A 25,057-nucleotide genomic window follows, 5' to 3' on the forward strand; every position below is an offset into this window, starting at 1 on the left:
CGGCGACTGAGCGCAGTTCTCTGACCTGAGCTTCGCTTTGCAGCTACCCGGGCTGTTCCGGGCGAGGTTCAGTGACAGAATCCCCCAGGGCGGTTTTCATTACGCAGGCAAACCGTCCATTCGGACTGTATGGTATTACCTGCTGATACTTTTATGGCCTGTGCTGTGCTGGTCAGTGGCTTCAGGTAGCTTTTCATCTCCAGACTGTTATACCCGAACCTAAGGTTGTAATCTTTCTTCAGGGATTACAGCCGGCCCGGAGGCCCTGATGAAAGAGCTACTGAAAATAAAAGGATTTACTGCCTTTATCTGCGTTGCATTTATTAATGCTTTTGTGGATCTGGGGCACAAAATCATCATCCAGAATACCCTGTTTAAAGCGTATGACGGCGATATACAGATTCTCCTGACGGCTGTGGTTAACGGCCTGATCCTGCTACCTTTTATTCTGCTGTTTACCCCTTCCGGTTATCTTGCTGATAAATACCCTAAAAACCGGGTGATGAGGTTTTCTGCCTGGGGCGCGGTGCTGATCACGTTGTTGATTACCGGTTGTTATTATCTGGGCTGGTTTATCCCGGCGTTCGCCCTGACCTTTGTTCTGGCACTGCAAAGCGCTTTCTACTCGCCGGCCAAATATGGCTACATCAAAGAGCTGGTCGGCACGAATAATCTGAGTGAGGGGAATGGCTGGGTTCAGGCGGTCACCATGATCGCTATTCTATCCGGTATTGTGGTGTTCTCCCTGCTGTTCGAGCTGCGCTTGCAGGGTATTACCGAAATCACACCGAGCGAAAGCCTGAGTCGAAATGCACCGCTGGGCTGGTTGCTGGTTGCCGGCGCTCTGACAGAGCTGTATATGGCTTATCGCCTGCCGCAATTACAGGATGAAGACAAGGGAGCCCGGTTCGATAAGAAAGCGTACCTCAGGGGGAAAACCCTGAAACAGAATCTCAACTTATTGCGCGGTAAGCGGCCGGTCTGGCTGGCGATCATCGGTCTGTCGCTTTTCTGGTCGATCAGTCAGGTGATGCTGGCGGTGTTCCCGGCTTTTGCGGAGGACCATCTGGGTCAAAGCAATACCTTTGTGATTCAGGGGGTTATGGCGCTGGCCGGGATCGGCATTATGTTTGGCTCGATGCTGGCGGGGCGTTTCTCTAAACACTATATCAATGTCGGCCTGATTCCTGTGGGGGCTGTGGGGGTTGCTACGGGGCTGATCCTGTTACCGCAGCTGGATTCGATGAGCTTACAGGCAGGCGTGTTTCTGTGGATAGGCCTGTTCGGTGCGCTGATGTGTGTACCTTTGAATGCTCTGATTCAGTTCCATGCCACTGAATCTGAAACCGGTCGGGTTCTGGCGGGCAGTAACTTTATCCAGAACCTGATGATGCTCAGCTTTCTCGCCCTGACTGTGGCGTTCGCCTGGGCCAGTATTGATGGTCTGGTGTTGCTGATACTGCTGGGTCTGATCGCCGTTGCGGGGGCTGTTTTTGCGATTCTAACCCTGCCACAGGCGTTTATCCGTCTGCTGGTGATAACGCTGTTCCGACAGAAATACCGGATGCAGGTACTGGGATTTGAACACCTGCCGGAAGCGGGTAAGGGCACTCTGCTGCTGGGTAACCATATCAGTTGGCTGGACTGGGCTATTTTGCAGATTGCCTGTCCGCGACATATCCACTTTGTGATGGAGCGGAGTATCTACGAGCGTTGGTATCTGCGCTGGTTCCTTGACCTGTATAAAGTGATCCCGATCTCCAGAGGCAGCAGTCGTCAGGCGCTGGAACAGGTACGTGATCTGCTCAATGCCGGGGAGGTGGTCTGTCTGTTTCCTGAAGGTGCGATCAGCCATCTGGGACAACTGGGTGAATTTAAACGAGGTTTTGAGCGCGCCTGTGTTGATGCCGAGGGGGTGATCGTACCTTTCTATCTGCGGGGATTGTGGGGCAGTCGTTTCTCCCGTTCGACTGACAAAATGAAACTGATTCGCCGTTATGGCCGTCGTCGTGATCTGATTGTTGCATTCGGTGCGCCGATGCCGATCCGCAGTAACGCGGTAGAGGTTAAGAAAAAAGTATTCGAGCTGTCGATTCATGCCTGGGAGCGTTATACCCAGACACTGGATACCCTGCCGGCCTCGTTTATCCATAGTATGAAGCGGGCGCGTTCCGGGTTTGCGGTAGCCGATGTTGAGGGCGGGCCGATCAGTCATAATCGCCTTCTGACCGCCTGTGCCCTGTTCCGTAAGCGCTTGCTGAAAACGCCGGGGCAGAATATCGGTCTGATGCTGCCGACTTCCAGTGCCGGGGTGATTGCGAATATGGCCAGCCTGATGGCGGGAAAAACGCTGGTTAACCTTAATTTTACTGCGCCGATGGCGACGGTAAATAATGCACTGGAACAGGCAGGAGTCGAGACGATTCTGACCGCACACCGCTTTGTTAAAAAACTCAAAGCCCGGGGGATTGATCCGGAACCTCTGTTCGAGGGCCGTCAGGTACTCTACATGGAAGAGATTAAGGATCAGATCAGTCGTGTGGAAGGGCTGTTTACACTGGCGCTGGTCTCGCTGTTGCCGGCTGCGTTTCTGCAACTGTGGTTATGCCGGCCGGGTAATCTGGAGAGTACGGCCGCGATTCTGTTCTCCTCCGGCAGTGAGGGAGCACCGAAAGGCGTGATGCTCAGCCACCGCAATATTATGGGTAACCTGCGACAGACAGCGGATGTCCTTAATGTTCAGGAACAGGATTGCATCATGGCCACACTGCCACTGTTCCACGCGTTTGGCCTGACCGTGACCTGTTTTATGCCCCTGATCGAGGATATGCCGCTGGTTTGTCATCCTGATCCGACCGATGCAGTGGCTATCGGTAAAGGTGTGGCACGTTACAAGGCAACACTGATGTGTGCCACCTCAACCTTCCTTCGTTTGTACAGCCGGAATAAACGCCTGCATCCGCTGATGTTCAGTTCACTGCGTGCGGTGGTGGCCGGGGCTGAAAAGCTGGATCTGAGTGTCAGTGAACAGTTTCAGCGTAAGTTCCACGTGCCGGTGATTGAAGGGTACGGTTCAACGGAAACCACGCCGGTGGCCAGTACCAATCTGCCAGACTCGCTGGATACCGACTGGTGGAGCATTCAGGTCGGTACCAAACCCGGAACCGTAGGTATGGCGCTGCCGGGCAGTACGTTTCGTATTGTTGATCCGGACACGTTGCAGGAGCTGCCCGTGGGTGAGGAGGGGCTGGTATTAATTGGTGGTACCCAGATTATGCAGGGCTACCTGAAAAATCCTGAGAAAACCGCTCAGGTGATGCTGCAGCAGGATGGGTTACGCTGGTACAGGAGCGGTGATAAAGGGCGTCTGGATGAAGACGGGTTCCTGACGATTGTTGATCGTTACAGCCGTTTTGCCAAACTGGGCGGTGAGATGATCAGCCTCAGTGCGGTTGAGGCACAGGTGAGGTCTATACTGCAGTTGCCGGATCTGCCACTGCTGGCGGTTAATCTGCCGGATGCGAAAAAAGGTGAGAAGATCGTTTTACTGGTTGAAGGTGAAGTTGATCCTGCTGCAATACGTCAACGTCTGATCGCCGCAGAAATGGCCCCTCTGAGCCTGCCTGCCGGGATCTATCCGGTTGAAGCATTGCCTGTGCTGGGCAGTGGTAAAGCCGATTTTGCCACCGCTAAACAGCGTGCAGCAGAACTGAGTGAAGCGGGCTGAAAGTCTGATTGTGCAGGCCGGTGGAGTAGCCGATGATGCTGGTATAAGACGGGATTGTGCGGATTCTGCTGGACACTCACACGGGGAGTATGCACAATCCCTACTAAATTAGTTGGTTATTTATTGAGTTTTCTCGTAGTAACTTTCTCGTAGACATTAAGCGAGGCGTAAAGTGAGCACAATCGAAGTACAAGTTAAAGAGATACTGGGTCACTTAAATGATCCACTCGTTCAGACGGATCTGGTATCTGCGGGTTTTGTTAAAGAGCTTCAGGTTGAACAGGGTCAGGTGCGGATTAAACTGGAGCTGAACTATCCTTCAACCGGTGTGGCTGAGATGCTGAAGAGTGATATCAGCAACCGGCTGTCTGAGGTTGAGGGTGTGGATAAGGTCACTGTCGAAGTCAGCCATCAGGTTCTGGCGAGCCAGAGCCGCCAGAGCATTCCGGCGATGAGTGGCGTTAAAAATGTGATTGCAGTGGCTTCTGGTAAAGGTGGTGTGGGTAAATCCACCACCACGGTTAATCTGGCGCTGGCGATGGCGGCAGAAGGTGCCAAAGTGGGCATCCTTGATGCGGATATCTATGGGCCGAGTCAGGGGATGATGCTCGGGGTAGATGAAGGTGTACGACCACAGCCTTTTGATGAGAAAACCTTCAACCCGGTTATCGCACATGGCCTGCAGTCGATGTCGATGAGCTACCTGATCGAAGAAAACACCGCTATGGTCTGGCGTGGGCCGATGGCTGCCGGTGCACTGCAGCAGTTGCTGACCCAGACACGCTGGCAGGATCTGGATTATCTGTTTATCGATATGCCGCCGGGCACTGGTGATATTCAGTTAACGCTGTCGCAGAAAGTGCCGGTTTCCGGCGCGGTGATTGTGACCACGCCACAGGATATAGCCCTGCTGGATGCGAAGAAAGGGATCGAAATGTTCCGCAAAGTGGATATTCCGGTGCTGGGTGTTGTTGAGAATATGAGTACGCATATCTGCAGCAATTGTGGTCATAACGAAGCGGTATTTGGTGATGGCGGCGGTGCAGAGATCGCTGAGCTTTATGAAACCGAACTGCTGGGCCAGTTACCACTGTCGATGACCATCCGTCAGCAGGTTGATTCGGGGGAGCCAAGTGTTGCGGCCGACCCGGAAGGTGAATACGCCATGATCTACCGTGAAGTGGCGCGCAAGCTGGCAGGCCGTCTGGCGCAGCGTAACGCCGCACCGGCCCAGGTGATTCCCTCCATCGTGGTGGAAGAGGACTGATCAGCCCGGCCCTGCATAACTGGTTAAGGCCCTCCGTTGTGAGGGCTTTTTTTGTCTGCTTCTCGCTGTCTGGCGGTGCTGATGGAATGTTTTTCATCATTTCGTCACTGAATGCTGTCTACACTTAATAAGGCGCTGCGGTATTGCAGCCATAATAAAAATAAAGAGTTTGAGGGATGAAGAGATGGATTATCGAGCAACAGCCAGCGTTAAAAAGCCGGAATCTGATACGCAGGCTCCTTCACGTCAGGCCATGGCGCTTGAGTTGAAGCGCCAGGCAAATATTCTTCGTGATGAAGGGAAAACCGCCGCAGAATTCTGGCTCGCCGACCAATATGAAAAAACCGCCAACCTGTTGAATTAACAGCCGCTTTAACACGTTTTATAAATAGCCTCTTTTTGAGGCTATTTTTTTCCTGCCCGGCTGTGCTTTGTTTTTGTCGAAATGCCCGAAAAAAGGTACAATTCCCGCCTCGATATTTTTGACTACGGATGTGGAAAGGCCAATATGGGCATTAAAGCAGATAGCTGGATTCGCCGGATGGCGGAAGAGAAAGAGATGATTTCACCGTTTGAACCGGGTCAGGTTCGGGAAGTGAATGGCTCTCGGATTGTATCCTACGGTACTTCCAGTTACGGCTACGATGTTCGTTGTGCCAACGAGTTCAAAATCTTCACTAACATCAACTCCTCAGTGGTTGACCCGAAAGATTTTGATGAAGGCAGCTTTGTCGATATTGAGTCGGATGTGTGCATTATTCCGCCGAACTCTTTCGCGCTGGCCCGCACCGTAGAATACTTCAAGATTCCCCGTGATGTGCTGACCATCTGTCTGGGGAAAAGCACCTATGCCCGTTGTGGCATCATCGTCAATGTAACGCCTCTGGAACCTGAGTGGGAAGGGCACGTTACACTGGAGTTCTCCAATACCACTCCGCTGCCAGCGAAGATCTATGCCAACGAAGGTGTGGCGCAGATGCTGTTCCTGCAGGGCGATGAGATCTGTGAAACCTCTTATAAAGACCGAAATGGTAAGTATCAGGGCCAGACTGGCGTCGTTGTACCCCGTACCTGATCCGAACCGGCGAGATATACACCCGTTTTGATGATTCTAGACAGAAACCAGATCCGTTCCTTCTGGGAGCAGTTGCAGGAAACTATTGAGCAGTTGCTTTCCAGCCGGAGTGACGACCGTTTTGAAGCTGAGCCCCTGCTGAAACAGTATCGGGAGCAGTTGCAGAAGATCGACCGTAACCTGACCTTTCATTTCCAGAGCGATGCCGATAATGATGGCTCGGTGGAGATGGTGTTCGGCTGCGACGGCTTTCCGGAGTCAATTCATGCAGTGCTAAGCCTGATCGGCGCAGCACCGGAATTGTCTGGTATCGAATTCAAGGCGTTTAATAACCGCTATGACCCGGTACCGTTGTCGGTAAATATTGGCGATGAGTATTGTGAGATCGGAGATTTCTGGTGTCGTCTGGTGGTGGTTAACAAGCACCTGCATCTTGAGGTCTATCTGGAAGATGCGCCTACCGTGCTGGATATGGACCCCCGTGTAGAAGCGGTGATGATCTACCTCGATGCCCTGATCGGTGAGTATGAACTGATGACGAAAGTCTGGGCGCTGGACTGGTTTGAACTGCCGCCATCACCGGAAGATCACGGCCTGACCCGACTACTCGATCTGCGCGAAGGTTTTGATGAAATCAAAACTCAGGTCAATCCGATAGGGCTGACGCTGCATTGATAAAGCAGGCCGCTGCTGTGGTGGCCTCAGCCTGCTTGCTTCGTAGCCGACCGCAGTGCGGTCGGACGAGATTCCCGATCAGCAGTTGATCAGGTTCTGGGTTTAGTTATCAGAAAGCACGTAGATACTGCCTTCTTCCTCTTCTCTGGGTTTATCGTCTTTATCCTTGGATTGCATTTTTCTCCCCCTTCCTGGCGTTTTTAGTTGCTTCCTTGGTTACAATCGACCATTGTCGTAGTTATCTTAGTTATTTATGACAAATTTTCCCGTCAGATCAGCCATAGGACCCTTTATGAGTGGATTGCTCACCGCGCTGCTGGAAGATATACGTATTGAATATATTGCACGTATGCAGGCCAACGGCTGCACGGAACCCTACCTCACCGCAGAAAGGCTCTGCCATGAAAAGCTGTTTCTGGAGACGGATCGGCTGGCAGAGATCATTCAGCAGGATCCGACATTGCTGGCAGCCCGTGCCGGTGAGCTGATTATGAACCGGCAGGAGAGTGAAAACCCGTCTGTGGGTGTGATTATCTGCAGCAATATTCTCGCTGCCGCACTGGAGGGATTGATGGCAGTGGCTGTGGAACAGGACTGGCTCGATGTGGATGAAGAGGGCAATGTGCTGGTGGATGACGAGGAACTTGCTCAGGATGCGCAATATATCATCGAGGCGGATTACAGCCGTTCCGAGCACGCGAAGCAGGTGATTGCTCAGGGCGGAGTCAGCCAGTTGAGCCAGATCTTTTCTGCTGCCGAAGCGGCGTTTCTGGATCTGTTACGAGAGAATACCCGGGAGCGGGATGCCTACCAACTGGCGTTGGATATCTCCTCTGACTATTCCGTTTTTGCCCCGGAAGATATTGCACCTCTGATCGCTGAGAATCCGCTGTTGCTGGGATTGCGGCCAGAAGATCTGATTGATGAAGAACTGTTTGACGGTGATCCGCCTGCGGGGCTGATTATCAGTGCGCACCTGACCCGGATGATGTTACATCAGATGCTGGAGCTGGGTGTGGAGCAGGGTGTATTGATGCTCGACAGCAGCGGTCATATTGTGGTCCCGGATCAGCCGGAAGAGCCCCCGACGCTGCATTAAAAAACAGTAACAGCCTGCCCCAGCGGGGCAGGCTGAACCCATCAGCAGCGGGCAGCTTTCAGGGTGTCGGCAATCAGAAACGCCAGTTCCAGTGCCTGTTCACCATTCAGACGTGGGTCGCAATGAGTGTGGTAGCGATCTGCCAGATCCTGTTCGCTGATCATGTAGGCGCCACCGATACATTCCGTTACGTTCTGGCCGGTCATTTCGAAGTGAACACCACCGGCGTGAGTGCCTTCCGCTTTGTGTACTTCGAAGAAGCCTTTCATTTCGCGCAGAATGGCATCCACACTGCGGGTTTTATAACCGCTTGAGGCTTTAATGGTATTGCCGTGCATCGGGTCTGAACTCCACACAACCTGCTGACCAGAGGCTTTCACAGCACGTACCAGTGGTGGCAGGAATTCAGTGATCTTCTCAGCGCCCATGCGCGCGATCAGGGTAATCCGACCGGCTTCGTTTTTCGGGTTCAGAATCGCCAGCAGGCGTTCCAGATCATCGATTTTGGTGCTTGGGCCTACTTTGATCCCCACCGGGTTTTCGACACCGCGCAGGAATTCCACGTGTGCATGATCGGGCTGACGGGTCCGGTCACCGATCCAGAGCATGTGGGCGGAACAGTCATACCAGTTACCGGAGAGGCTGTCCTGACGGGTCAGTGCTTCTTCGTAGCCGAGTAGCAGTGCCTCGTGAGAGGTGTACAGCGATGTTTCATGCAACTGTGGCGTGTTCTTTGAATTGATGCCGCAGGCCGCCATGAAACGCAGGGTCTGATCGATCTGATCAGCCAGGTCCTGGTATTTATTGCTCAGCGGGCTGTTGGTAACAAAGCTCTGGTTCCAGGCGTGTACCTGATGCAGGTCGGCAAAACCGCCTCGTGCAAAGGCGCGTAGCAGATTGAGTGTGGAAGCGGCCTGATGGTAAGCAGTTACCAATCGTTCCGGGTCGGCTTCACGGGCTGCCGGGTTGAAGTTGATATCGTTAATAATATCACCGCGGTAGCTGGGCAGTTCGACACCGTCGATGGTTTCCATATCGGCGGAGCGGGGCTTGGCATACTGACCGGCAATACGACCGACTTTAACCACAGGGCAACTGGCAGAGAACGTCATCACGACTGCCATCTGCATCAATACCTTGAATGTATCGCGAATCTTGTTGGCATTGAATTCGCTGAAGCTTTCGGCGCAGTCGCCACCCTGCAACAGAAACGCCTTGCCTTTAGCAACGTTGGCCAGATCGGTTTTCAGTTGATTGATCTCGCCTGCAAAGACCAGTGGTGGCATCTTGCTGAGCTTGTCTTCGGCTTCATGCAGGGCGGCCTGGTTCGGGTAGCTTGGCTGCTGGACAATCGGTTTCTCTCTCCAGCTCTGAGGGGTCCAAATCGAAGTTGTCATCTTAATCTTCCTGATAATCTGCAGTCTGTCTGCTGCAGTGATAAATCTAAATAGGGTCGCTAGGTGTGCAAGCTGAACTTGCGGGTATACGGATGAGGGGCGGCCTGTCAATTTTGTGCAGGTAGCACAAAACCCACAGACCTAGATAAAGTAGGAGTGAGAATAAAAAGCCAGTGCAGCGGAGTCCGCTGAACATTGTTTGTTGAAGCTTAAGGTATTGCTTTTCACTGCTCTGTTCTTGATCGATATGGCGATTGATACACCGAGTATACGGTTATTTAAGCGGTCTTGATACCCGTCAGATTACGGAAGGATACATCTTTTGCGGTATTAAGGAAATCGACCATAAATTCAGCGTCTTTCTGATCATCCCGGATCGCTGCATAAAGGGTGCACCAGACCCCTTTTTCGCCGAGTGGGCGCGAGGCGATATAGTCGCGCTGAATGTACTCATGCAGTGCCCAGTTTGGAAGGGCGGCGACACCCCGGCCGCTGGCGACCAGTTGCAGCATCATCACGGTCAGTTCTGCGGTGCGGATCGTTGCCGGTTCAACATCCGCTGCATCCAGAAAATGGTTGAAGATGTCGAGTCGCTGGTGTTCAACCGGGTAGGTGATCAGGGTTTCCTGAGCCAGATCTTCCGGGTGAATATAGCGTCGTGCCATCAGCCGGTGCTGTTTGCTGATGGCCAGACGGGATTCGTAAGTGAACAGCGGAATATAGGTGATGCCGGTACGGGCTTCAGGGTCAGAGGTGATCACCAGATCAAGATCGCCGCGGGCAAGCGCCGGCAGGGGTTGAAAGCTGAAGCCGCTGGACAGATCCAGCTCCACTTCAGGCCAGTGCTGACGGAAGTGGTCAATGGTGGGCATCAGCCAGTCAAAACAGCTATGGCACTCAATGCAGAGGTTCAGGCGCCCGGCTTCACCGCCAGCCAGACGGGCGATATCCCGTTCGGTATTGCGGATCATCGGCAGAATTTCATCGGCCAGAGTCAGCAGGCGCTGGCCGGCACTGGTAAAGCAGATTGGTTTGGTCTTACGGATAAACAGCGAGCAGCTAAGCCGGTCTTCCAGATCTTTAATCTGATGTGAAAGGGCTGACTGGGTGAGATGAACGCGCTCTGCAGCCTCAACCAGACTGCCTGCATCCCGTAGGGCTGACAACGTTTTAAGGTGGCGCAGCTCAATCATTCATCCTCTCCGCTGATCGTCGATTGTCGCAGGGTATAGGCAGTATAGTACGGCCAGACAATAAGGGCAGGCAATCCCCGAAGAATTGCCTGCCCCGTATTATTTGACGAGCAGGAACTCCAGCAGCGCTTTCTGCGCATGCAGGCGATTTTCCGCTTCGTCGTACACCACTGAGCGCGGGTCATCCAGCATATCTTCACTGACCTCTTCACCACGGTGCGCCGGCAGGCAGTGCATAAACAGTGCGTCCGGGTTGGCTTTGTCCATCAGCGCCGGGGAAACCTGGAAGTTGGCAAATTGAGCTTCGCGCTCTTTCTGCTCCTCTTCCTGGCCCATTGAGGCCCAGACATCCGTCACGACCAGATCGCTGCCACTGACGGCTTCTTCAGGGGAGTTGGTAATGAACAGGCGATCACCGTGCTCTTCAATCAGCGCTGCATCGGGCTCAAACCCTTCAGGACAGGCGATGTTGAGTTTGAAATCGAACTGATGCGCCGCGTTGATGTAAGAGTGGCACATATTATTGCCATCGCCGATCCAGGTGACGGTTTTGCCCTGAATATCACCGCGATGCTCGAAGTAGGTCTGCATATCGGCCAGTAACTGGCATGGGTGATACTCATCGGTCAGTGCGTTGATTACCGGGACCTTGGAGTTGGCGGCAAACTCTTCTACCAGCTCGTGGCTGAAGGTGCGGATCATTACCACATCGACCATGCTCGAGATCACCCGGGCGCTGTCGCTGATCGGCTCGCCGCGACCCAACTGGGTATCGCGCGGAGAGAGGAACATGGCGTGACCACCAAACTGTGCCATGCCTGCTTCAAAGGAGACACGGGTACGGGTTGATGATTTTTCAAAGATCATCGCCATTACTTTGTTTTTCAGCGGTTCATAAACTTCGTTGCGGTTACGAATCGCCTTAAGCTCGCTGGCACGGCGAACGAGCTGGCGCAGCTCGTCGGTGCTCAGGTCACGCAATGTCAGGAAGTGTCTGATACTCATTTTACTCTTCGTTCTGCTGCGGGAGTGCTGTCATCTCCTTCGGAGATACGCTCATCCGCGGCATAAACGCGGATAATCTGCGACAGGGTGTTAACCAGTAGGTCGGCTTCGTTATCGGTCATCGTCAGGGGTGGCAACATACGTACGACTTTGCCGCCGCCGGTGACATTGAGCAGAATGCCTTTAACTTTCGCCAGAACAGCCAGTTCAGTGCCGGCTTCGTTCAGCTCGATAGCGACCAGCAGGCCCTTGTGACGGATCTCTTTGATGTAATCGGCATGGCCGAGCTGTTCGCGGAAACCGGCAACGATTTTGTCGCCCAGTTCTGCTGCGCGCTCACACAGATTTTCATCCATGATCGTGTTGACTACAGCCAGTGCGGCGGCACAGCTCAACGGGTTGCCGCCATAGGTGGAGCCGTGGGTACCAGCGGTCAGAACCTCAGCGGCTTTGCCTTTAGCCAGGCAGGCGCCAATAGGTACGCCGTTGCCTAGGCCTTTTGCGGTAGTGACTACGTCCGGCATGATGCCGTTATGCTGGTAGGCAAAGTATTTACCGGACCGGCCGTTGCCGCTCTGTACTTCATCCAGCATCAGCAGCATATCAAACTCGTCACAGAGATCGCGTAGCTGATTCAGGTAATTGTCTGCAGGAATACGGATGCCCGATTCGCCCTGAATCGGTTCGACCAGTACGGCCACCACATTAGGGTTGCTCTCAGCGATTTTACGAACCGCATCAACATCATCGTAGGGTGCGCGGACAAAACCGCTGACCAGTGGTTCAAAACCTGCCTGGGCTGATCGGTTGCCTGTTGCGCTCAGGGTTGCCAGCGTACGGCCGTGGAAGGAGTTTTCCATCACAATGATCGCAGGATTATCCAGATTGCGAACTTTGTGACCGTAGCGGCGGGCCAGTTTAATTGCTGCTTCGTTCGCTTCCGCGCCGGAGTTTCCGAAGAAGACGTTATCCATACCGGAAATCTGAGTCAGGCGCTCGGCCAACTGCTGCTGGTTCGGAATAGTGTACAGGTTGGAGGTGTGTAGCACTTTGCCGGCCTGTTCGCAGATAGCGTGCGTAACAGCGGGGTGAGCGTGACCCAGACCGCAGACAGCGATACCGCAGAGCGCATCCAGGTATTTATTACCATCAGTATCATACAGCCAGCTGCCTTCGCCGCGTTCAAACGCGACAGAGAGCCGGTTGTAGGTGGACATAATCGATTCTACAGCCATGTTTTTTTGTTCCCTAAACGCAAAAAGGCAGCCAAGGCTGCCAGATCAGAGGGCAAATAATAGGCAGCTTTATGTCGTTTGGCAAGGGTGAAACGCGGAGGGAGGATGGCTGTGGATAAAAAAACACACTCTATCGGGAGGGCTAATTAATTTTATTTATAAAGGTGATTAATAAAAGCAAATGTACATTGTCAGAGTAAAATGGTCGGATATGTGGTACATTGTCCGCCACGGCACGCACTCGAGTGTGCGACTGACATATGATGATATAGGTGTATGAATGAGCGTAATTGATACCATCAAAGAGCAGATTGAAAACAACGATATTCTGCTTTATATGAAAGGGACGCCACGTTTTCCGCAGTGCGGTTTTTCCTCACGTGCGTCTGAAGCGGTTATGGCTTGTGGCGAACGTTTTGCTTTTGTAAATATTCTTGAAAATCCTGAAATCCGTGCTGAACTACCAAAATATGCTAACTGGCCAACTTTCCCGCAGTTGTGGGTGAAAGGCGAGCTGATCGGCGGTTGCGATATTATCTGCGAAATGGCTGAGAGCGGCGAGCTGGCTCAGGTCATTAAAGAAGCGGCTGGTCCGGCTGAGCAGGGCGCGGAATAATTTCTGCCAGGTCGCTGCTTGATTTTATCGCGACCTTTTTTATCATAAAAACCTTAAACGCTAGAAAGCACTTAATGGAGAAATAGCAAAATGGGCGTACTTGTAGGCAAACAGGCTCCTGACTTTACAGCACCAGCGGTACTGGGTACTGGTGAAATCGTTGATACTTTCACACTGTCAGAAGCCACTAAAGGCAAGAAAGCAGTAGTATTCTTCTACCCACTGGACTTCACTTTTGTTTGCCCTTCTGAGCTGCTGGCATTCGATCACCGTATCGAAGAGTTCAAGAAGCGTAACGTTGAAGTGATCGGTGTATCTATCGATTCCCACTTCTCTCACAACGCTTGGCGTAACACTCCGGTTAACGAAGGCGGTATCGGCCCTGTTAACTACACGCTGGTAGCGGATATGACTCACAGCATCTGCCAGTCTTACGACGTTGAGTCTGAAGGTGGTGTTGCTTTCCGTGGTTCTTTCCTGATCGACGAAGACGGTCTGGTTCGTCACCAGGTTGTTAACGATCTGCCACTGGGTCGTAACGTTGATGAAATGCTGCGTATGGTTGACGCGCTGGCGTTCCACCAGGAACACGGTGAAGTTTGTCCGGCAGGCTGGAACCAGGGCGATAAAGGTATGGTTGCATCTCCTGAAGGTGTTGCATCTTACCTGTCTGAAGAAGCTGACAAGCTGTAATTCGGGCTTAGCTCATAAAAAAACCGCCATCTGGCGGTTTTTTTGTGTCTGGATGATTACTCTTCGTCGGTGATCGGATCGACCAGATCCCAGCCGCCCAGCTCTTTCCAGCGATTGACGATGATGCAGAACAGTTCTGCGGTCTTCATGGTGTCGTACAGCGCCGAGTGGGCCTGTTTGCCGTCGAACTCTATGCCTGCTGCCTGACAGGCTTTGGCCAGTACGGTCTGGCCGAAGGCCAGTCCGGCCAGTGTGGCTGTGTCGAAAGTGGAAAACGGGTGAAACGGGTTGCGCTTGATATCTGAGCGGTTCGCCGCTGCATTGACAAAGCCCTGATCAAAAGAAGCGTTGTGGCCTACAAGCACTGCGCGTTTGCAATCGTGCGCTTTAATCGCTTTGCGGACCGGCTTGAAGATCTCTTCCATGGCTTCGCGTTCCGGCACGGCTTCGCGCTCAGGATCGAATGGATCGATGCCGGTAAATTCCAGGGCTGATCGTTCCAGATTGGCGCCTTCAAAGGGTTCTACCTGCGCTTCGAAACTTTGATCAATAATCAGAAAACCATTTTCATCCATGGTCAGGGTGACGGCGGCGATCTCGAGCAGGGCATCGGTACGGGCATTGAAGCCGGCTGTTTCAACGTCTACGACTACAGGCAGGAAACCGCGGAAACGGTTTGCCATCGGGTGTTTGCTATCGTTATGGTGTGTCAAGAGTTGCCCTTACTTGGCAGAGGGTTTCCGTTTAATATGCGGGGTATTCTAGCAGCGTAACAGCGGTCACTCAAAATGTGCTCTCAAGAATCTGGGCTTTTAGCCGAACTATCATTAGATCATCTGATTTTTAACAGGCAGCATTAATGGTACGTGTTCGTTTTCTTCTCGCTATTATCTTCAGTCTCATGGGGTTATCGCTTCAGGCTGCGACCTTCAGAAGCTCTATTGATGATTCCCGGTGGCAGTTGGAAGCGTCAAAGTTCAGTTGTACGCTGAGTCAGGTGATCCCTTCGTTTGGTTCGGCTGTGTTTCTGCATGAAGCTGGCGAACGGGTGCACTTTGTTTTGCGGCCAACTGAGAATATCCATTTTAGTCAGGGGGCCAGTCTGGTGGCTGAAGCGGCGCCCTGGCAGCCGGGAATCGCGCCTCGTCCAATCGGCCGGATAAAGCCTGAAGAGCGTACCGGTTATCTCGAAGTGGCGCCGGAGCAGACGCAGAATATGCTGGCGGCGCTGTATAAGGGGCTGATGCCTACTTTTACCGGTGCCGCCTGGTACGGTACCGAAGAGTCATTGCGGGTTTCAGTCTCCGCGGTGAATTTCCAGTCGGCATACAGCGATTATGTGGCCTGTACGGCGGGCTTGCTGCCGGTTAATTTTCGTCAGGTGGCGCGTACTGCTATTTTGTTTCCGTCATCTCAGTGGCGTTTGTCCGATGCTTCCCGCGAACGTCTTGATCTGATTGCGCTCTACGTGAAAAACGATGAGGCTGTCTCGGGGGTTTATGTGGATGGCCACTCAGATAATCTCGGTCGTCGTCTGATGAACCGGGATATCTCTAAACGACGGGCTGAGGAGGTGACGGCTTACCTGATCAGCCTTGGTCTGGATCCGGCCATGATCACCACCCGCTACCACGGTGAGCGATATCCGGTGGTTGAGAATAACAGTAAAAAGAACCGGGATCGTAACCGACGGGTCACTATCCGCCTGGAGCGTGACTGAATTTAAACCCGTTTGACAAATTCTTGTCGGGCGGATGTGTGTCAATCCGGTTATCTGCTATAATGCCGCGCTTAATTTGAAATTCCTTTCTGCCTCGCCTTACGCGGGGCGAAATTGTTCGCAAGTTGGAGCTTGAGAATGTCCGAGATCAAAAAGGTCGTTCTGGCCTACTCCGGTGGACTGGATACGTCGGTTATCGTTCGCTGGTTACAAGATGAATACAATGCAGAAGTGGTTACCTTTACTGCCGATCTGGGGCAGGGTGAAGAGGTAGAGCCAGCGCGTGCCAAAGCAGAAGCTCTGGGCGTTAAAGAGATCTATATCGAAGATCTGCGCGAAGAGTTTGTCCGCGATTACGTCTTCCCGATGTTCCGTGCGAACACCATTTATGAGGGTGAGTACCTGCTGGGTACCTCCATTGCCCGTCCGCTGATCGCTAAGCGTCTGATTGAGATCGCTAACGAGACCGGTGCGGATGCTATCTCCCACGGTGCGACCGGTAAAGGTAATGACCAGGTTCGTTTCGAACTGGGCGCTTACGCCCTGAAACCGGGTGTACACGTGATTGCACCATGGCGTGAGTGGGATCTGAACTCCCGCGAAAAACTGATGCAGTATTGTGAAGATCACAATATCGAAGTTGATTTCGCCAAGAACAAGAAAAAGTCTCCGTACTCTATGGATGCTAACCTGCTGCACATCTCTTACGAAGGCGGCATTCTGGAAGATCCGTGGGCGGAAGCTGAAGAAGATATGTGGCGCTGGTCTGTATCTCCTGAGCAGGCGCCGGATGAAGCGACCTATCTGGAACTGACCTACGAAAAAGGTGATATCGTTGCCATCAACGGTGAGCAGATGTCTCCGGCCACCGTGCTTGAGTATCTGAACAAGGTGGGTGGCGCTAACGGCGTTGGCCGTCTGGACATCGTTGAGAACCGTTTTGTGGGTATGAAGTCCCGCGGTTGTTACGAAACACCGGGTGGCACCATTATGCTCAAGGCGCATCGTGCGATTGAGTCCATCACTCTGGACCGTGAAGCCGCGCATCTGAAAGATGAGCTGATGCCACGCTACGCTAAAGTAATCTACAACGGTTTCTGGTGGTCTGAAGAGCGTAAGATGATGCAGCAGCTGATCGATTACTCTCAGCGCAATGTGAACGGCGATGTACGGGTTAAACTGTATAAAGGTTCTGTTGATGTTGTGGGTCGTCGTTCTGAAGAAAGTCTGTTTGACGAGAGTATCGCTACATTTGAAGATGATGCGGGTTCTTACGATCAGAAAGACGCGGCTGGCTTTATTAAGCTGAACGCACTGCGGATGCGCATTGCAGCCAGCAAAGGGCGCAGTTTGCTGGAAGACTGATCCCTGATGATCGAAAAAAAACCCTGCAGATTGTCTGTGGGGTTTTTTATTGCTCCAAGCTTGTCCTAAACTTTGATAATGGCCTGATTTATATGCTACTTTTGCCGTTATCTTATCAGTACAGCGCCTATGGAAATCAACTATTCAGGAAAGTCGGCTCTCATTGTAGACAGCAAGCTCGAAGACCTTGGGGCGTTACGACAAATCCTGAGTCGCTTGGGTGTGGGGCAAGTTCAGGCCGCGGCTTCCGTGAATATGGCCCTGACGCTGATGCGGGAGTTTACGTTTGATCTCTGTTTTGCCTCTTATGATATGGGCAGGGATGAGAAAAACGGCCTGCAGCTCCTGCAGGAGGCGAATGCTGAAAAAATTATCCCCAAAGCCAGCTCCTATTTTCTGATTGTTGATCCTGAAAGCTCTGAACTGCTCTTCGGCTCTCTGGAAAACTCCCCCGATACCTATATCTCCAAGCCTTTTGATGAAGCGAAAGTGCGCCACCGGCTGGAAAAGCAGCTAAGAATCAAAGAGGCTGTGCGTCCAATCGAGAAGCTGGTGGACTCCCGTCAGTATGAAGCGGTGCTTGATCAGGCACGTGATCTGGCCACTCATTTCCCCGGACTGAGTATCGTTTTGCAGCGCCTCAGTGGTATTGCATTGCTGCGGATGAAACGGTTTACCCAGGCTAAAGAGCTGTTTGTGCAATTAACCAATAACCGGGATCTGCCCTGGGCAGAGGTGGGTAAGGGGGTTGCTCACTTTAATCTGGGCGAATACGAAGATGCGCTTAAGTGCCTCAACCGGATTGTTGATCAGCAGCATATCTGTGTAGAGGCCTACACCTGGCTGGCGCGTATCTATCGGGTGCGTGGCGAACTGGGGCCGGCGGTTACGCTGATGCGAAAGGCGGTGATGATTCAGCCCACTGTGCCTGCGCTGCAAAGTGAGCTGGCCGATCTGGCGTGTCAGACCGGTGAGTGGGCGATTGCCTGTTCTGCGTATCAGCAGGCGGTACGCTACGCCCGCTACTCTTCATTTCAGGATCCGGTGCATTACTTTGGCCTCGCCAGAGCATTGATTATCTCCAATAAGGATAAAATCGCTTCAGTGGAAACAGAGGTGCTGCGTGTTCTGGAAGATGTGGTGCTGGACCACCCGGATGATCCTGAGGTGATGTTTAAGGCCAAGCTGGTGAATTGTGACCTGTATCGACAGGATGCGACGCAGCAACGGCTTGAGCAGATGATGCAGCAGACTTACAACTTCTTTATGCGTATGACTCCCGGGCAGCAGTGTAAGTGGCTCGATGTCATGCTGGATGCCGCTAAAGGCTCTTCAGTTGAATCCGAAGTCAAAGCACGCTGGAAAGAGTTGCATAAAACCATGGTCGCCAGTGAGTGGGGTAAAGCCAACTACACGGCGATGACCAGTTTCCGTAATCGTGATCTGGATAAGGCCTTTATGATGTTCGGACGCGCCAATGAGTTGTTGCCGGCGCATACCGGAATTGCGCTGAATCTGGTGCAGAGTGGTATTGAAAAGGCTAAGCGTGGTGAAAATGCCCTGTGGATTTTGTTGTCGGTGCGGGATGTGCTGGCTACTATTCCTTTTGGGGCGTTATCTGAAAAGCAGCAGCAGCGATACCGGACACTGGCCGAGCGTTACGCAGAGATGTACCGGCAGTTGAATCATTACGGCGATGAGGATGCCGCTTCTTCTGCCGGTTAGCAGGGGGGGAGGCTGACGGCAGCGTCAGAACACCTCATCATCTTCAATCAGGAAGGAGTGGCCGTTCTCAGGCTGCTGTACTGCATCGGTATCATCGCGGCCAATGTTACGCGCCAGTTTACGGCTAAGCAGCTTTTTCTGTGCCATCTCTGGCAGGTCGGTGAACATGATCAGGTTTTTGGCAATCAATACATCCACCAGATCCTCAAAAATTCGGGCGACTGCCATATCGGACCGGGCGAGAAATTCTTCAGGGGAGAACTCCTCATCATTGATGGAGAGAAAATCCAGTACTTCCCGGTTTTTTATGTCGACGGGCTCAGCTCCGGGTTGCAGTGTCTCCGAGAGGCTGACGATGCGTCCTTCATCATTACGTATGGCGTATAACATATTGATTTGCTACATTGGATTAGTTTTTGGCCTGCGTTCAGCAGGTGTCAATTGAGTATCTCTCTCATATAAGGTTAAGGTCAAGGTTCATGGAAGCGGTTAAAGACCCTCTGCTCGGTTGCCTGGTGCATCTCAGCAAGCAAAATCACAAGCCTTTCTCTCCGGAGGTGTTATGTGATGGACTGCCTCTTGAAGACAATAAACTGACACCGAAGCTGTTTATCCGGGCAGCTAAACGTGCCGGTTTTGCTGCGCAGATCCTGCGTCGGGATCTGAAAGATATCTCCCCTTTAGTCCTGCCGGCCGTGATGATTCTGGAAAATGGTCAGGCCTGTATTCTGCAGGAGATCGATCACAAAAATGGTGAAGCGCTGATTATTCAGCCGGAGAGCGGCGGTGAACATCGTCTCAGTTGTGATCGGCTTAAAGCGTCCTATACCGGATACGCCATTTTTGTACGCCTTGAATACCGCTTTCAGGAGCAGGTGTCCAAACTGCTTGAGGGGCATAAAGGGCATTGGTTCTGGGGAACCATCAGGCGTTCCGCTTCAATCTACCGGGATGTGCTGATTGCCTCGTTTCTGATCAACCTGTTTGTGATTGCCAACCCTCTGTTTGTTATGAATGTCTATGACCGGGTGGTGCCCAATAATGCGATTGAAACGCTGTGGGTGCTGGCGATCGGCGTGTTTGTGGTTTATCTGTTCGATTTCGGCCTGAAAATGTTAAGGGCCTACTTTATCGAGGTGGCGGGGAAAAAGGGCGATGTGATGCTCTCGGCGCTGCTGTTCGAGAAAGTGCTGTCGCTTAAGTACAGTGCCTTGCCGACTTCGGTCGGGTCCTTTGCCAGTAACCTGCGAGAGTTCGACAGTATCAAGGGCTTTCTCAGTTCGACGACCAACGTGGTACTGATTGATCTGCCGTTTGCGGTGCTGTTCCTGTTGGTGATCAGTTACATCGGTGGCCCCATTGTACTGGTGCCGATTGCCGTTATTCCGTTAATTATTCTGTTCTCTTTTGCTGTGCGTCCGTTTCTCCGTGAAGCGGTTGAGAAAACCTTTGCTTCCAACGCACAGAAAAGCTCTACGCTGATTGAAAGCCTGACGGCCATGGAAACCGTTAAGACCCAGCGGGCCAGCTCATCGTTGCAGCTCAGTTGGGAGCAGGCGGTGGGTTATATTGCCAAGTGGAGCCTTAAATCACGGATCCTGTCTGCTTCCGTGGTCAATTTTGCTTCGTTTGCTCAGCAACTGGCCTCGGTGGGTATTGTGATTGTCGGTGTCTATCTGATTACCGAACGGGAACTGACCATGGGGGCGCTGGTCGCTTGTGTGATGTTGTCCGGGCGTGCGATTGCGCCAATGAGTCAGGTGGCGAATCTGGTGATCAGCTTTCATCAGGCATCTACGGCCCTTAAAGGTCTGAACGAGATCATGGCACTGCCATCCGAGCGTGGTGATGATCAGCAGTTCGTGCACCGGGATAAGTTTAAGGGGGCGATTGAGTTTAAAAATGTCAGCTTTGCGTACCCGGGTGAGCAGCATCCGGCCTTAGATCGGGTCAGCTTCAGCGTTAAGCCGGGTGAGCGTGTCGCGCTGATCGGTCGGATTGGTTCCGGCAAAACCACCATCGAAAAATTATTGCTTGGACTGTACGCGCCTACCGAGGGTTCGGTAAGGATCGACGGAATCGATATCAATCAGATTGATCCGGTCGATCTGCGGCGTAACCTGGGCTATGTGCCGCAGGATATTATGCTGTTCGCCGGCAGTGTACGCGACAATATTGTTATCGGTTCGCCCCAGACCGAAGATGCCAAGCTGGTTCAGGTAGCTAACATGACCGGCGTTGGGGATATGGTTAACCGTCATCCGCAGGGATTCGATATGCAGGTGGGTGAGCGAGGTGCGGCGTTGTCCGGAGGGCAGCGACAATCGGTAGCGATTGCCCGGACCCTGATCCACGACCCGCAGGTGCTGGTTCTGGATGAGCCAACCGCGTCGATGGATAACGCATCTGAGGAACAGATTAAGAAAATGCTGAAGGATTATGCAGTTGATAAAACCATGCTGGTGGTGACCCATAAGATGTCTCTGCTTTCGCTGGTGGAGCGAATTCTGGTTCTGGACGGTGGTCGTGTTATTGCTGATGGTCCTAAGGATGCGGTGTTGGATGCTCTCAAGCAGGGCCGTTTGCAGGTTCAGAGGTAATCAGGCTCATGAAAAAAGATCTACAGTATATGTCCAGCGTCAGTGAGGCGATTGCCGAGCAGACACCGACCAGTGCCAGAGCGTTACTCTGGGCGATGCTGCTTTTCATACTGATCGCTATCTACTGGGCGAACTGGGCTGAACTGGATGAAATTACCCGGGGTGATGGTGAGATCATCCCCTCTAAACAGTTACAGGTTGTCGAAACTCTGGAGGGCGGGGCGGTCTCAGAAATTCTGGTGCATGAAGGTGATCTGGTTGAAAAAGGTCAGGTGTTGCTGCGAATTGATGATGTGCGTTTCTCCAGTTCGATGAAAGAGAATCAGGTACGGCAGTACGAACTGCTGGCCAAAGCGGCACGTTTACGCGCTGAGTCTAACGGCTCGGCATTTGTCGAGCCGGATGATTTTCCGGATGAGTATCGCAGCATGCTGGCGCAGGAACAGGCGCTGTATCTGACCCGCAGTGCCGAACTCAAAGCACTGCTGGGTGGTCTCGAGCAGCAGATTGCGCAGAAAGTTCAGGAACTGAAGGCTGCCGAATCTCAGGAGAAACAGTTGCAGCGCAGCTATGGTCTGCTGAAACGCGAGATGGATATCACCCGGCCGCTGCTGGCAGAAGGGGTGATTTCCGAAGTTGAGTTTCTGCGCTTACGGCGACAGCTAAACGATCTGGCGGGTGAACTGTCAGGTGTACGTCTTAATATTCCCCGTATTGAATCGGCGTTGCAGGAATCCCGGGACAAACTGGATGAAGCTAAGCTTCAGTTTCGTGGGGTGGCCAGCCGGGAGCTGAATGAGGTTCTGGCTGAAAGTGCGCGTATCCAGCAGGCGCTGACCGGGATGAATGACCGGATTAACCGTGCTGAAGTCAGGGCGCCGGTTAAAGGTACGGTAAAACAATTATTGGTTAATACCGTCGAGGGTGTGGTACAGCCGGGTGATGAATTGCTCAACCTGGTGCCGTGGGAAGATACGCTGTTGGTTGAGGCCCGCATTCGTCCTGCAGATATCGCCACTATCATGCCGGGGTTGCCTGCGGTGATCAAAGTATCAGCCTATGATTTCTCAATCTATGGCGGGGTTGATGCTGAGGTTGTGTTTGTCAGCCCCAGTACCATCCTCGATGAAGAGGGCGATAGCTACTATCTGGTGCGTTTGAAAACAGCGCAGCCTTATATTGGCTCTTTGGTTACGGGCGGTAAAGGTAACCTTCCGTTAATGGCGGGGATGACGGTCAGTGTCGATATTCTGACCGGCAAAAAAACCGTGATGGACTATCTGTTGAAGCCGGTTCTGAAAGCCAGAAGCCGGGCAATGACAGAAAGATAATGGCTTATTATTAATACTTTGGTATTGTTTTTGGATCGTATCTATATGATTTATCGGCATATATAATGCGGTCTTTTAAGTGGTACTGCCAATGGCGCTATCGTAAAGTTTGGTATAGCCTTTAGTGTGCAGTAGATTAAAGGAATTGCTGTAATAGCGCTGCTGTGTATCCAACTCAGTCGGTTGCTGGGATGTATAATTCATGAAGTTGTTCTTCGTCGGGAACCGCGAAAAAGTTTTGGAACGCTGGCGACACTGCTTACAGAGCGAGTGGCAGGTTGATCAGATTGAATCCGGTCTTCTGGCTGAATGGGATAGCCCCCGGGGGGTGCTGCTTGTTCATCTCAGTTCTATTTCAGCGGAGCAGAAGCAAGCGGTGTTCAGTTATAAACAGCGCTGTCCCGAGGGGATCCTGATCTGCTGTACTGATCTACCAAATGAAACAGAAGGAATGGAGGTTTTACAAACCGGAGCGAATGCATATACCAACACCTATGTTACAGCTTCATTGCTTACTGAAGTGATGAAAACTGTGCTCCGTGGTGATATCTGGGCAGGCCCCGAGCTGTTGCAAAAGCTGCTTAAGCGTCTTTTGCGGACAATGCCAGTTACAGATAACAAAGTGGACACTGCAGAGTATATAAATTGTTTTGATGGATTAAGTAGTCGTGAGCGAGAGGTTCTTGCGGTTCTGGTAACAGGCGCAAGTAATAAGGAGATTGCCCGTGAACTCGATATTACTGAGCGAACAGTCAAGGCGCATCTGAGTTCTATATTTCAGAAAACAGGTGCTACGGATCGGATTTCGCTGGTGCTTATGTCGAGGCAGGTTCCGGCCCTTTAGCTTGCTGCTCAGGCACATTCATGGCTACAAACTATTTATAATAAAGGCGGATAATTTTATGTTAAGGTCAATTATTGCTGGTGTTCTTATCGGGGCGGTAAGTCCTTCTGTGCTGTCAGCTTCCCTTGAGGAAGTGGTCGCGCAGGGCTTGTCAGATAATCCTGAAGTGCAGCGTGCAATCAATGCACGTAACGCAGTTTATCAGGAGCTGCGACAGGCTCGTGCAGGCTACTATCCTACCCTCGATTTTGCTGCAGGTATCGGTTACGAGTGGACCAATAACTCCACCACCCGAAGTGGTGGCAATGATGATGTTGAACTCACCCGTGGTGAAGCCAGCCTCAGCCTGCGTCAGATGATTTTTGACGGTTTTGGTACTTCCAGTGAAGTCGACCGTCAGACTGCACGTTCACAATCTGCAGATAAGCGAGTTATCGAGACTGCAGAATCCTATGCTCTGGAAGCCGCACGTGCTTATATTGAGCTGAATCGCCGTAAAGAGCTGTTGCAGCAGGCGAAAGAAACCCTCTACAACCACGTTAAAGTCTACGATCAGATCAAGCGTCGTTCTGAATCCGGTCTGGGTGCCCTGGCTTCTATTCAGCAGGCTGAAGGTCGTCTGGCGCTGGCCGAGGTTAACGTACTGGCTGCCGAGAACAACCTGTTGGATGCTCAGGCAACTTACCAGCGTGTGACCGGTATGCCGGCACCGGCTCTGGAAGATCTGGTTTATCCGGAGATGGTTAATGTTACGCTGCCTGAAACGCTGAATGATGCAACGGAAGTGGCGCTCAGCAACCATCCTACCCTGCAGGTAGCAGAGGCGGATACGCTGGCAGCGGTGGCGCAGTACAATGCGGCACGTCGTAACTACTACCCACGTGTGCATTTCGAGGTTGACCGTACCTGGAATAACGATATCGATGGTGTGGACGGGACTAACGAAGACCTGACCGCCATGTTCCGTCTGCGTTATAACCTGTACAACGGTGGTGCGGATAAAGCACGGGTTCGTCAGACCCAGCATCAGATTGAAGAAGCTAAAGCAATCCAGAGCAATGCCCTGCGTGAAGTGCTGCAGAGCATGGAGTTGTCATGGAATGCTGTGACGATTCTGGATATGCAGTTACCTTATCTGGAGCAGCACGTTTCCTCCTCTCAGGAGACGCGTGATTCTTACCACAAGCAGTTCGATATCGGTCAGCGTTCTTTGCTTGACCTGCTCGATACCGAGAACGAAGTGTTCTCCTCCAAGAATGACCTGACCAACGCACTGCACGATCAACTGGTCGCTCAGTACCGTGTAGTTAATGGTATGGGGACTCTGCTGGATACGCTGAATCTGTCACTGCCGGAGCCTAATCTGGGTGATGTGGAGCCAGCAGAAACGGCAGACGCTGTTGCTGAAGAGGGTGAGGAAGCGAATCCATCCTAATTTGGTAATTGAAAAGAGGCGGCTAAGTTCATTAGAATTGTCGCCTTCAACCTTA

The 25,057-nt window shown here is 52.3% G+C and carries 22 protein-coding genes; 15 read left to right on the forward strand and 7 right to left on the reverse strand.

Annotated elements, in window-relative coordinates; translation table 11 throughout:
- Positions 1–268 precede the first annotated feature (268 nt).
- The 6 genes from QUD59_RS12500 (at position 269) to QUD59_RS12525 (ending at position 7,843) form a co-directional block, all read left to right on the forward strand.
- Positions 269–3,727, forward strand: coding sequence for an acyl-[ACP]--phospholipid O-acyltransferase (locus tag QUD59_RS12500; RefSeq protein WP_286237389.1), 3,459 nt, complete (start codon positions 269–271; stop codon positions 3,725–3,727).
- A 172-nt stretch (positions 3,728–3,899) separates the two neighbouring features.
- Positions 3,900–4,994, forward strand: coding sequence for an iron-sulfur cluster carrier protein ApbC (apbC, locus tag QUD59_RS12505; RefSeq protein ID WP_286237390.1), 1,095 nt, complete (start codon positions 3,900–3,902; stop codon positions 4,992–4,994).
- A gap of 184 nt (positions 4,995–5,178) precedes the next feature.
- Entirely contained in the window at positions 5,179–5,358 is a 180-nt protein-coding gene (locus QUD59_RS12510) for a hypothetical protein (protein ID WP_286237391.1), read from the forward strand.
- 144 nt (positions 5,359–5,502) lie between these two features.
- Entirely contained in the window at positions 5,503–6,069 is a 567-nt protein-coding gene (gene dcd, locus QUD59_RS12515) for a dCTP deaminase (protein ID WP_286237393.1), read from the forward strand.
- 30 nt (positions 6,070–6,099) lie between these two features.
- Positions 6,100–6,744 carry a hypothetical protein gene (locus QUD59_RS12520; protein ID WP_286237394.1) on the forward strand — a complete coding sequence of 215 codons (645 nt, stop codon included), beginning with the start codon at positions 6,100–6,102 and terminating at the stop codon, positions 6,742–6,744.
- 292 nt (positions 6,745–7,036) lie between these two features.
- Positions 7,037–7,843, forward strand: a complete 807-nt coding sequence (locus tag QUD59_RS12525) for a hypothetical protein (RefSeq protein ID WP_286237396.1) — start codon at positions 7,037–7,039, stop codon at positions 7,841–7,843.
- A 41-nt stretch (positions 7,844–7,884) separates the two neighbouring features.
- Here the strand turns inward: QUD59_RS12525 and QUD59_RS12530 are convergent, their stop codons facing one another.
- The 4 genes from QUD59_RS12530 to QUD59_RS12545 form a co-directional block, all read right to left on the reverse strand.
- Positions 7,885–9,240, reverse strand: coding sequence for a class II 3-deoxy-7-phosphoheptulonate synthase (locus QUD59_RS12530; RefSeq protein WP_286237397.1), 1,356 nt, complete (start codon positions 9,238–9,240; stop codon positions 7,885–7,887).
- Between the two features lie 278 nt (positions 9,241–9,518).
- A complete protein-coding gene (locus QUD59_RS12535) occupies positions 9,519–10,433 on the reverse strand; it encodes a LysR family transcriptional regulator (RefSeq protein ID WP_286237399.1) in 915 nt (304 codons plus the stop codon).
- 99 nt (positions 10,434–10,532) lie between these two features.
- Entirely contained in the window at positions 10,533–11,438 is a 906-nt protein-coding gene (gene argF, locus QUD59_RS12540) for an ornithine carbamoyltransferase (RefSeq protein ID WP_286237400.1), read from the reverse strand.
- On the reverse strand, positions 11,435–12,673 hold the full coding sequence (locus tag QUD59_RS12545) for an aspartate aminotransferase family protein (RefSeq protein ID WP_286237401.1): 1,239 nt from the start codon (positions 12,671–12,673) through the stop codon (positions 11,435–11,437). Before QUD59_RS12545 ends, argF begins: the two co-directional genes overlap by 4 nt.
- 280 nt (positions 12,674–12,953) lie before the next feature.
- Between QUD59_RS12545 and grxD the strand changes: the two genes are divergently transcribed.
- Both grxD and QUD59_RS12555 read left to right on the forward strand, forming a co-directional pair.
- Positions 12,954–13,289, forward strand: a complete 336-nt coding sequence (gene grxD / locus QUD59_RS12550) for a Grx4 family monothiol glutaredoxin (RefSeq protein ID WP_286237402.1) — start codon at positions 12,954–12,956, stop codon at positions 13,287–13,289.
- A gap of 90 nt (positions 13,290–13,379) precedes the next feature.
- Positions 13,380–13,982: a peroxiredoxin gene (locus tag QUD59_RS12555; RefSeq protein ID WP_286237403.1), complete on the forward strand. Its 603-nt coding sequence runs from the start codon at positions 13,380–13,382 to the stop codon at positions 13,980–13,982.
- Between the two features lie 56 nt (positions 13,983–14,038).
- Here QUD59_RS12555 and rnt read toward each other — a convergent pair whose 3' ends face one another.
- Entirely contained in the window at positions 14,039–14,665 is a 627-nt protein-coding gene (rnt, locus tag QUD59_RS12560) for a ribonuclease T (protein WP_286237404.1), read from the reverse strand.
- Between the two features lie 176 nt (positions 14,666–14,841).
- Here rnt and QUD59_RS12565 point away from each other — a divergent pair, with 176 nt between their 5' ends.
- From QUD59_RS12565 to QUD59_RS12575, 3 genes are all read left to right on the forward strand, one after another.
- A complete protein-coding gene (locus tag QUD59_RS12565; protein WP_286237405.1) occupies positions 14,842–15,702 on the forward strand; it encodes a flagellar protein MotY in 861 nt (286 codons plus the stop codon).
- Between the two features lie 138 nt (positions 15,703–15,840).
- Positions 15,841–17,067, forward strand: coding sequence for an argininosuccinate synthase (locus QUD59_RS12570; protein WP_286237406.1), 1,227 nt, complete (start codon positions 15,841–15,843; stop codon positions 17,065–17,067).
- A gap of 129 nt (positions 17,068–17,196) precedes the next feature.
- Positions 17,197–18,792, forward strand: coding sequence for a tetratricopeptide repeat protein (locus QUD59_RS12575; RefSeq protein WP_286237407.1), 1,596 nt, complete (start codon positions 17,197–17,199; stop codon positions 18,790–18,792).
- 24 nt (positions 18,793–18,816) lie between these two features.
- On the opposite strand, the gene QUD59_RS12580 is transcribed toward QUD59_RS12575, so the two are convergent.
- Entirely contained in the window at positions 18,817–19,182 is a 366-nt protein-coding gene (locus QUD59_RS12580; protein WP_286237408.1) for a hypothetical protein, read from the reverse strand.
- Positions 19,183–19,271: 89 nt separating this feature from the next.
- Here QUD59_RS12580 and QUD59_RS12585 point away from each other — a divergent pair, with 89 nt between their 5' ends.
- Positions 19,272–21,392 carry a type I secretion system permease/ATPase gene (locus tag QUD59_RS12585; RefSeq protein ID WP_286237410.1) on the forward strand — a complete coding sequence of 707 codons (2,121 nt, stop codon included), beginning with the start codon at positions 19,272–19,274 and terminating at the stop codon, positions 21,390–21,392.
- A gap of 8 nt (positions 21,393–21,400) precedes the next feature.
- Positions 21,401–22,723, forward strand: a complete 1,323-nt coding sequence (locus QUD59_RS12590) for an HlyD family type I secretion periplasmic adaptor subunit (RefSeq protein WP_286237412.1) — start codon at positions 21,401–21,403, stop codon at positions 22,721–22,723.
- A 75-nt stretch (positions 22,724–22,798) separates the two neighbouring features.
- Here the strand turns inward: QUD59_RS12590 and QUD59_RS12595 are convergent, their stop codons facing one another.
- Positions 22,799–22,927, reverse strand: a complete 129-nt coding sequence (locus tag QUD59_RS12595) for a hypothetical protein (protein ID WP_286237413.1) — start codon at positions 22,925–22,927, stop codon at positions 22,799–22,801.
- On the opposite strand from QUD59_RS12595, the gene QUD59_RS12600 reads away from it, so the two are divergent.
- Both QUD59_RS12600 and QUD59_RS12605 read left to right on the forward strand, forming a co-directional pair.
- Complete coding sequence (locus tag QUD59_RS12600; RefSeq protein WP_286237416.1) at positions 22,926–23,567, forward strand: response regulator transcription factor; 642 nt, start codon at positions 22,926–22,928, stop codon at positions 23,565–23,567. The two genes, QUD59_RS12595 and QUD59_RS12600, sit on opposite strands and share 2 nt — an antisense overlap.
- Before the next feature lie 109 nt (positions 23,568–23,676).
- Positions 23,677–25,002 carry a TolC family outer membrane protein gene (locus QUD59_RS12605; protein WP_286237417.1) on the forward strand — a complete coding sequence of 442 codons (1,326 nt, stop codon included), beginning with the start codon at positions 23,677–23,679 and terminating at the stop codon, positions 25,000–25,002.
- Positions 25,003–25,057 lie beyond the last annotated feature (55 nt).

The sequence above is a fragment of the Neptuniibacter halophilus genome, from assembly GCF_030295765.1.
GTDB lineage: Bacteria > Pseudomonadota > Gammaproteobacteria > Pseudomonadales > Balneatricaceae > Neptuniibacter > Neptuniibacter halophilus.

Excerpts from the sequence above, each read along its gene's own strand:
- QUD59_RS12500 (WP_286237389.1), top strand. The coding sequence starts at position 269 with ATGAAAGAGCTACTGAAAATAAAAGGATTTACTGCCTTTATCTGCGTT.
- QUD59_RS12510 (WP_286237391.1), top strand. The coding sequence starts at position 5,179 with ATGGATTATCGAGCAACAGCCAGCGTTAAAAAGCCGGAATCTGATACG.
- dcd (WP_286237393.1), top strand. The coding sequence starts at position 5,503 with ATGGGCATTAAAGCAGATAGCTGGATTCGCCGGATGGCGGAAGAGAAA.
- QUD59_RS12520 (WP_286237394.1), top strand. The coding sequence starts at position 6,100 with ATGATTCTAGACAGAAACCAGATCCGTTCCTTCTGGGAGCAGTTGCAG.
- QUD59_RS12525 (WP_286237396.1), top strand. The coding sequence starts at position 7,037 with ATGAGTGGATTGCTCACCGCGCTGCTGGAAGATATACGTATTGAATAT.
- QUD59_RS12530 (WP_286237397.1), bottom strand. The coding sequence starts at position 9,240 with ATGACAACTTCGATTTGGACCCCTCAGAGCTGGAGAGAGAAACCGATT.
- QUD59_RS12535 (WP_286237399.1), bottom strand. The coding sequence starts at position 10,433 with ATGATTGAGCTGCGCCACCTTAAAACGTTGTCAGCCCTACGGGATGCA.
- argF (WP_286237400.1), bottom strand. The coding sequence starts at position 11,438 with ATGAGTATCAGACACTTCCTGACATTGCGTGACCTGAGCACCGACGAG.
- QUD59_RS12545 (WP_286237401.1), bottom strand. The coding sequence starts at position 12,673 with ATGGCTGTAGAATCGATTATGTCCACCTACAACCGGCTCTCTGTCGCG.
- grxD (WP_286237402.1), top strand. The coding sequence starts at position 12,954 with ATGAGCGTAATTGATACCATCAAAGAGCAGATTGAAAACAACGATATT.
- QUD59_RS12555 (WP_286237403.1), top strand. The coding sequence starts at position 13,380 with ATGGGCGTACTTGTAGGCAAACAGGCTCCTGACTTTACAGCACCAGCG.
- rnt (WP_286237404.1), bottom strand. The coding sequence starts at position 14,665 with ATGGCAAACCGTTTCCGCGGTTTCCTGCCTGTAGTCGTAGACGTTGAA.
- QUD59_RS12565 (WP_286237405.1), top strand. The coding sequence starts at position 14,842 with ATGGTACGTGTTCGTTTTCTTCTCGCTATTATCTTCAGTCTCATGGGG.
- QUD59_RS12570 (WP_286237406.1), top strand. The coding sequence starts at position 15,841 with ATGTCCGAGATCAAAAAGGTCGTTCTGGCCTACTCCGGTGGACTGGAT.
- QUD59_RS12575 (WP_286237407.1), top strand. The coding sequence starts at position 17,197 with ATGGAAATCAACTATTCAGGAAAGTCGGCTCTCATTGTAGACAGCAAG.
- QUD59_RS12580 (WP_286237408.1), bottom strand. The coding sequence starts at position 19,182 with ATGTTATACGCCATACGTAATGATGAAGGACGCATCGTCAGCCTCTCG.
- QUD59_RS12585 (WP_286237410.1), top strand. The coding sequence starts at position 19,272 with ATGGAAGCGGTTAAAGACCCTCTGCTCGGTTGCCTGGTGCATCTCAGC.
- QUD59_RS12590 (WP_286237412.1), top strand. The coding sequence starts at position 21,401 with ATGAAAAAAGATCTACAGTATATGTCCAGCGTCAGTGAGGCGATTGCC.
- QUD59_RS12600 (WP_286237416.1), top strand. The coding sequence starts at position 22,926 with ATGAAGTTGTTCTTCGTCGGGAACCGCGAAAAAGTTTTGGAACGCTGG.
- QUD59_RS12595 (WP_286237413.1), bottom strand. The coding sequence starts at position 22,927 with ATGAATTATACATCCCAGCAACCGACTGAGTTGGATACACAGCAGCGC.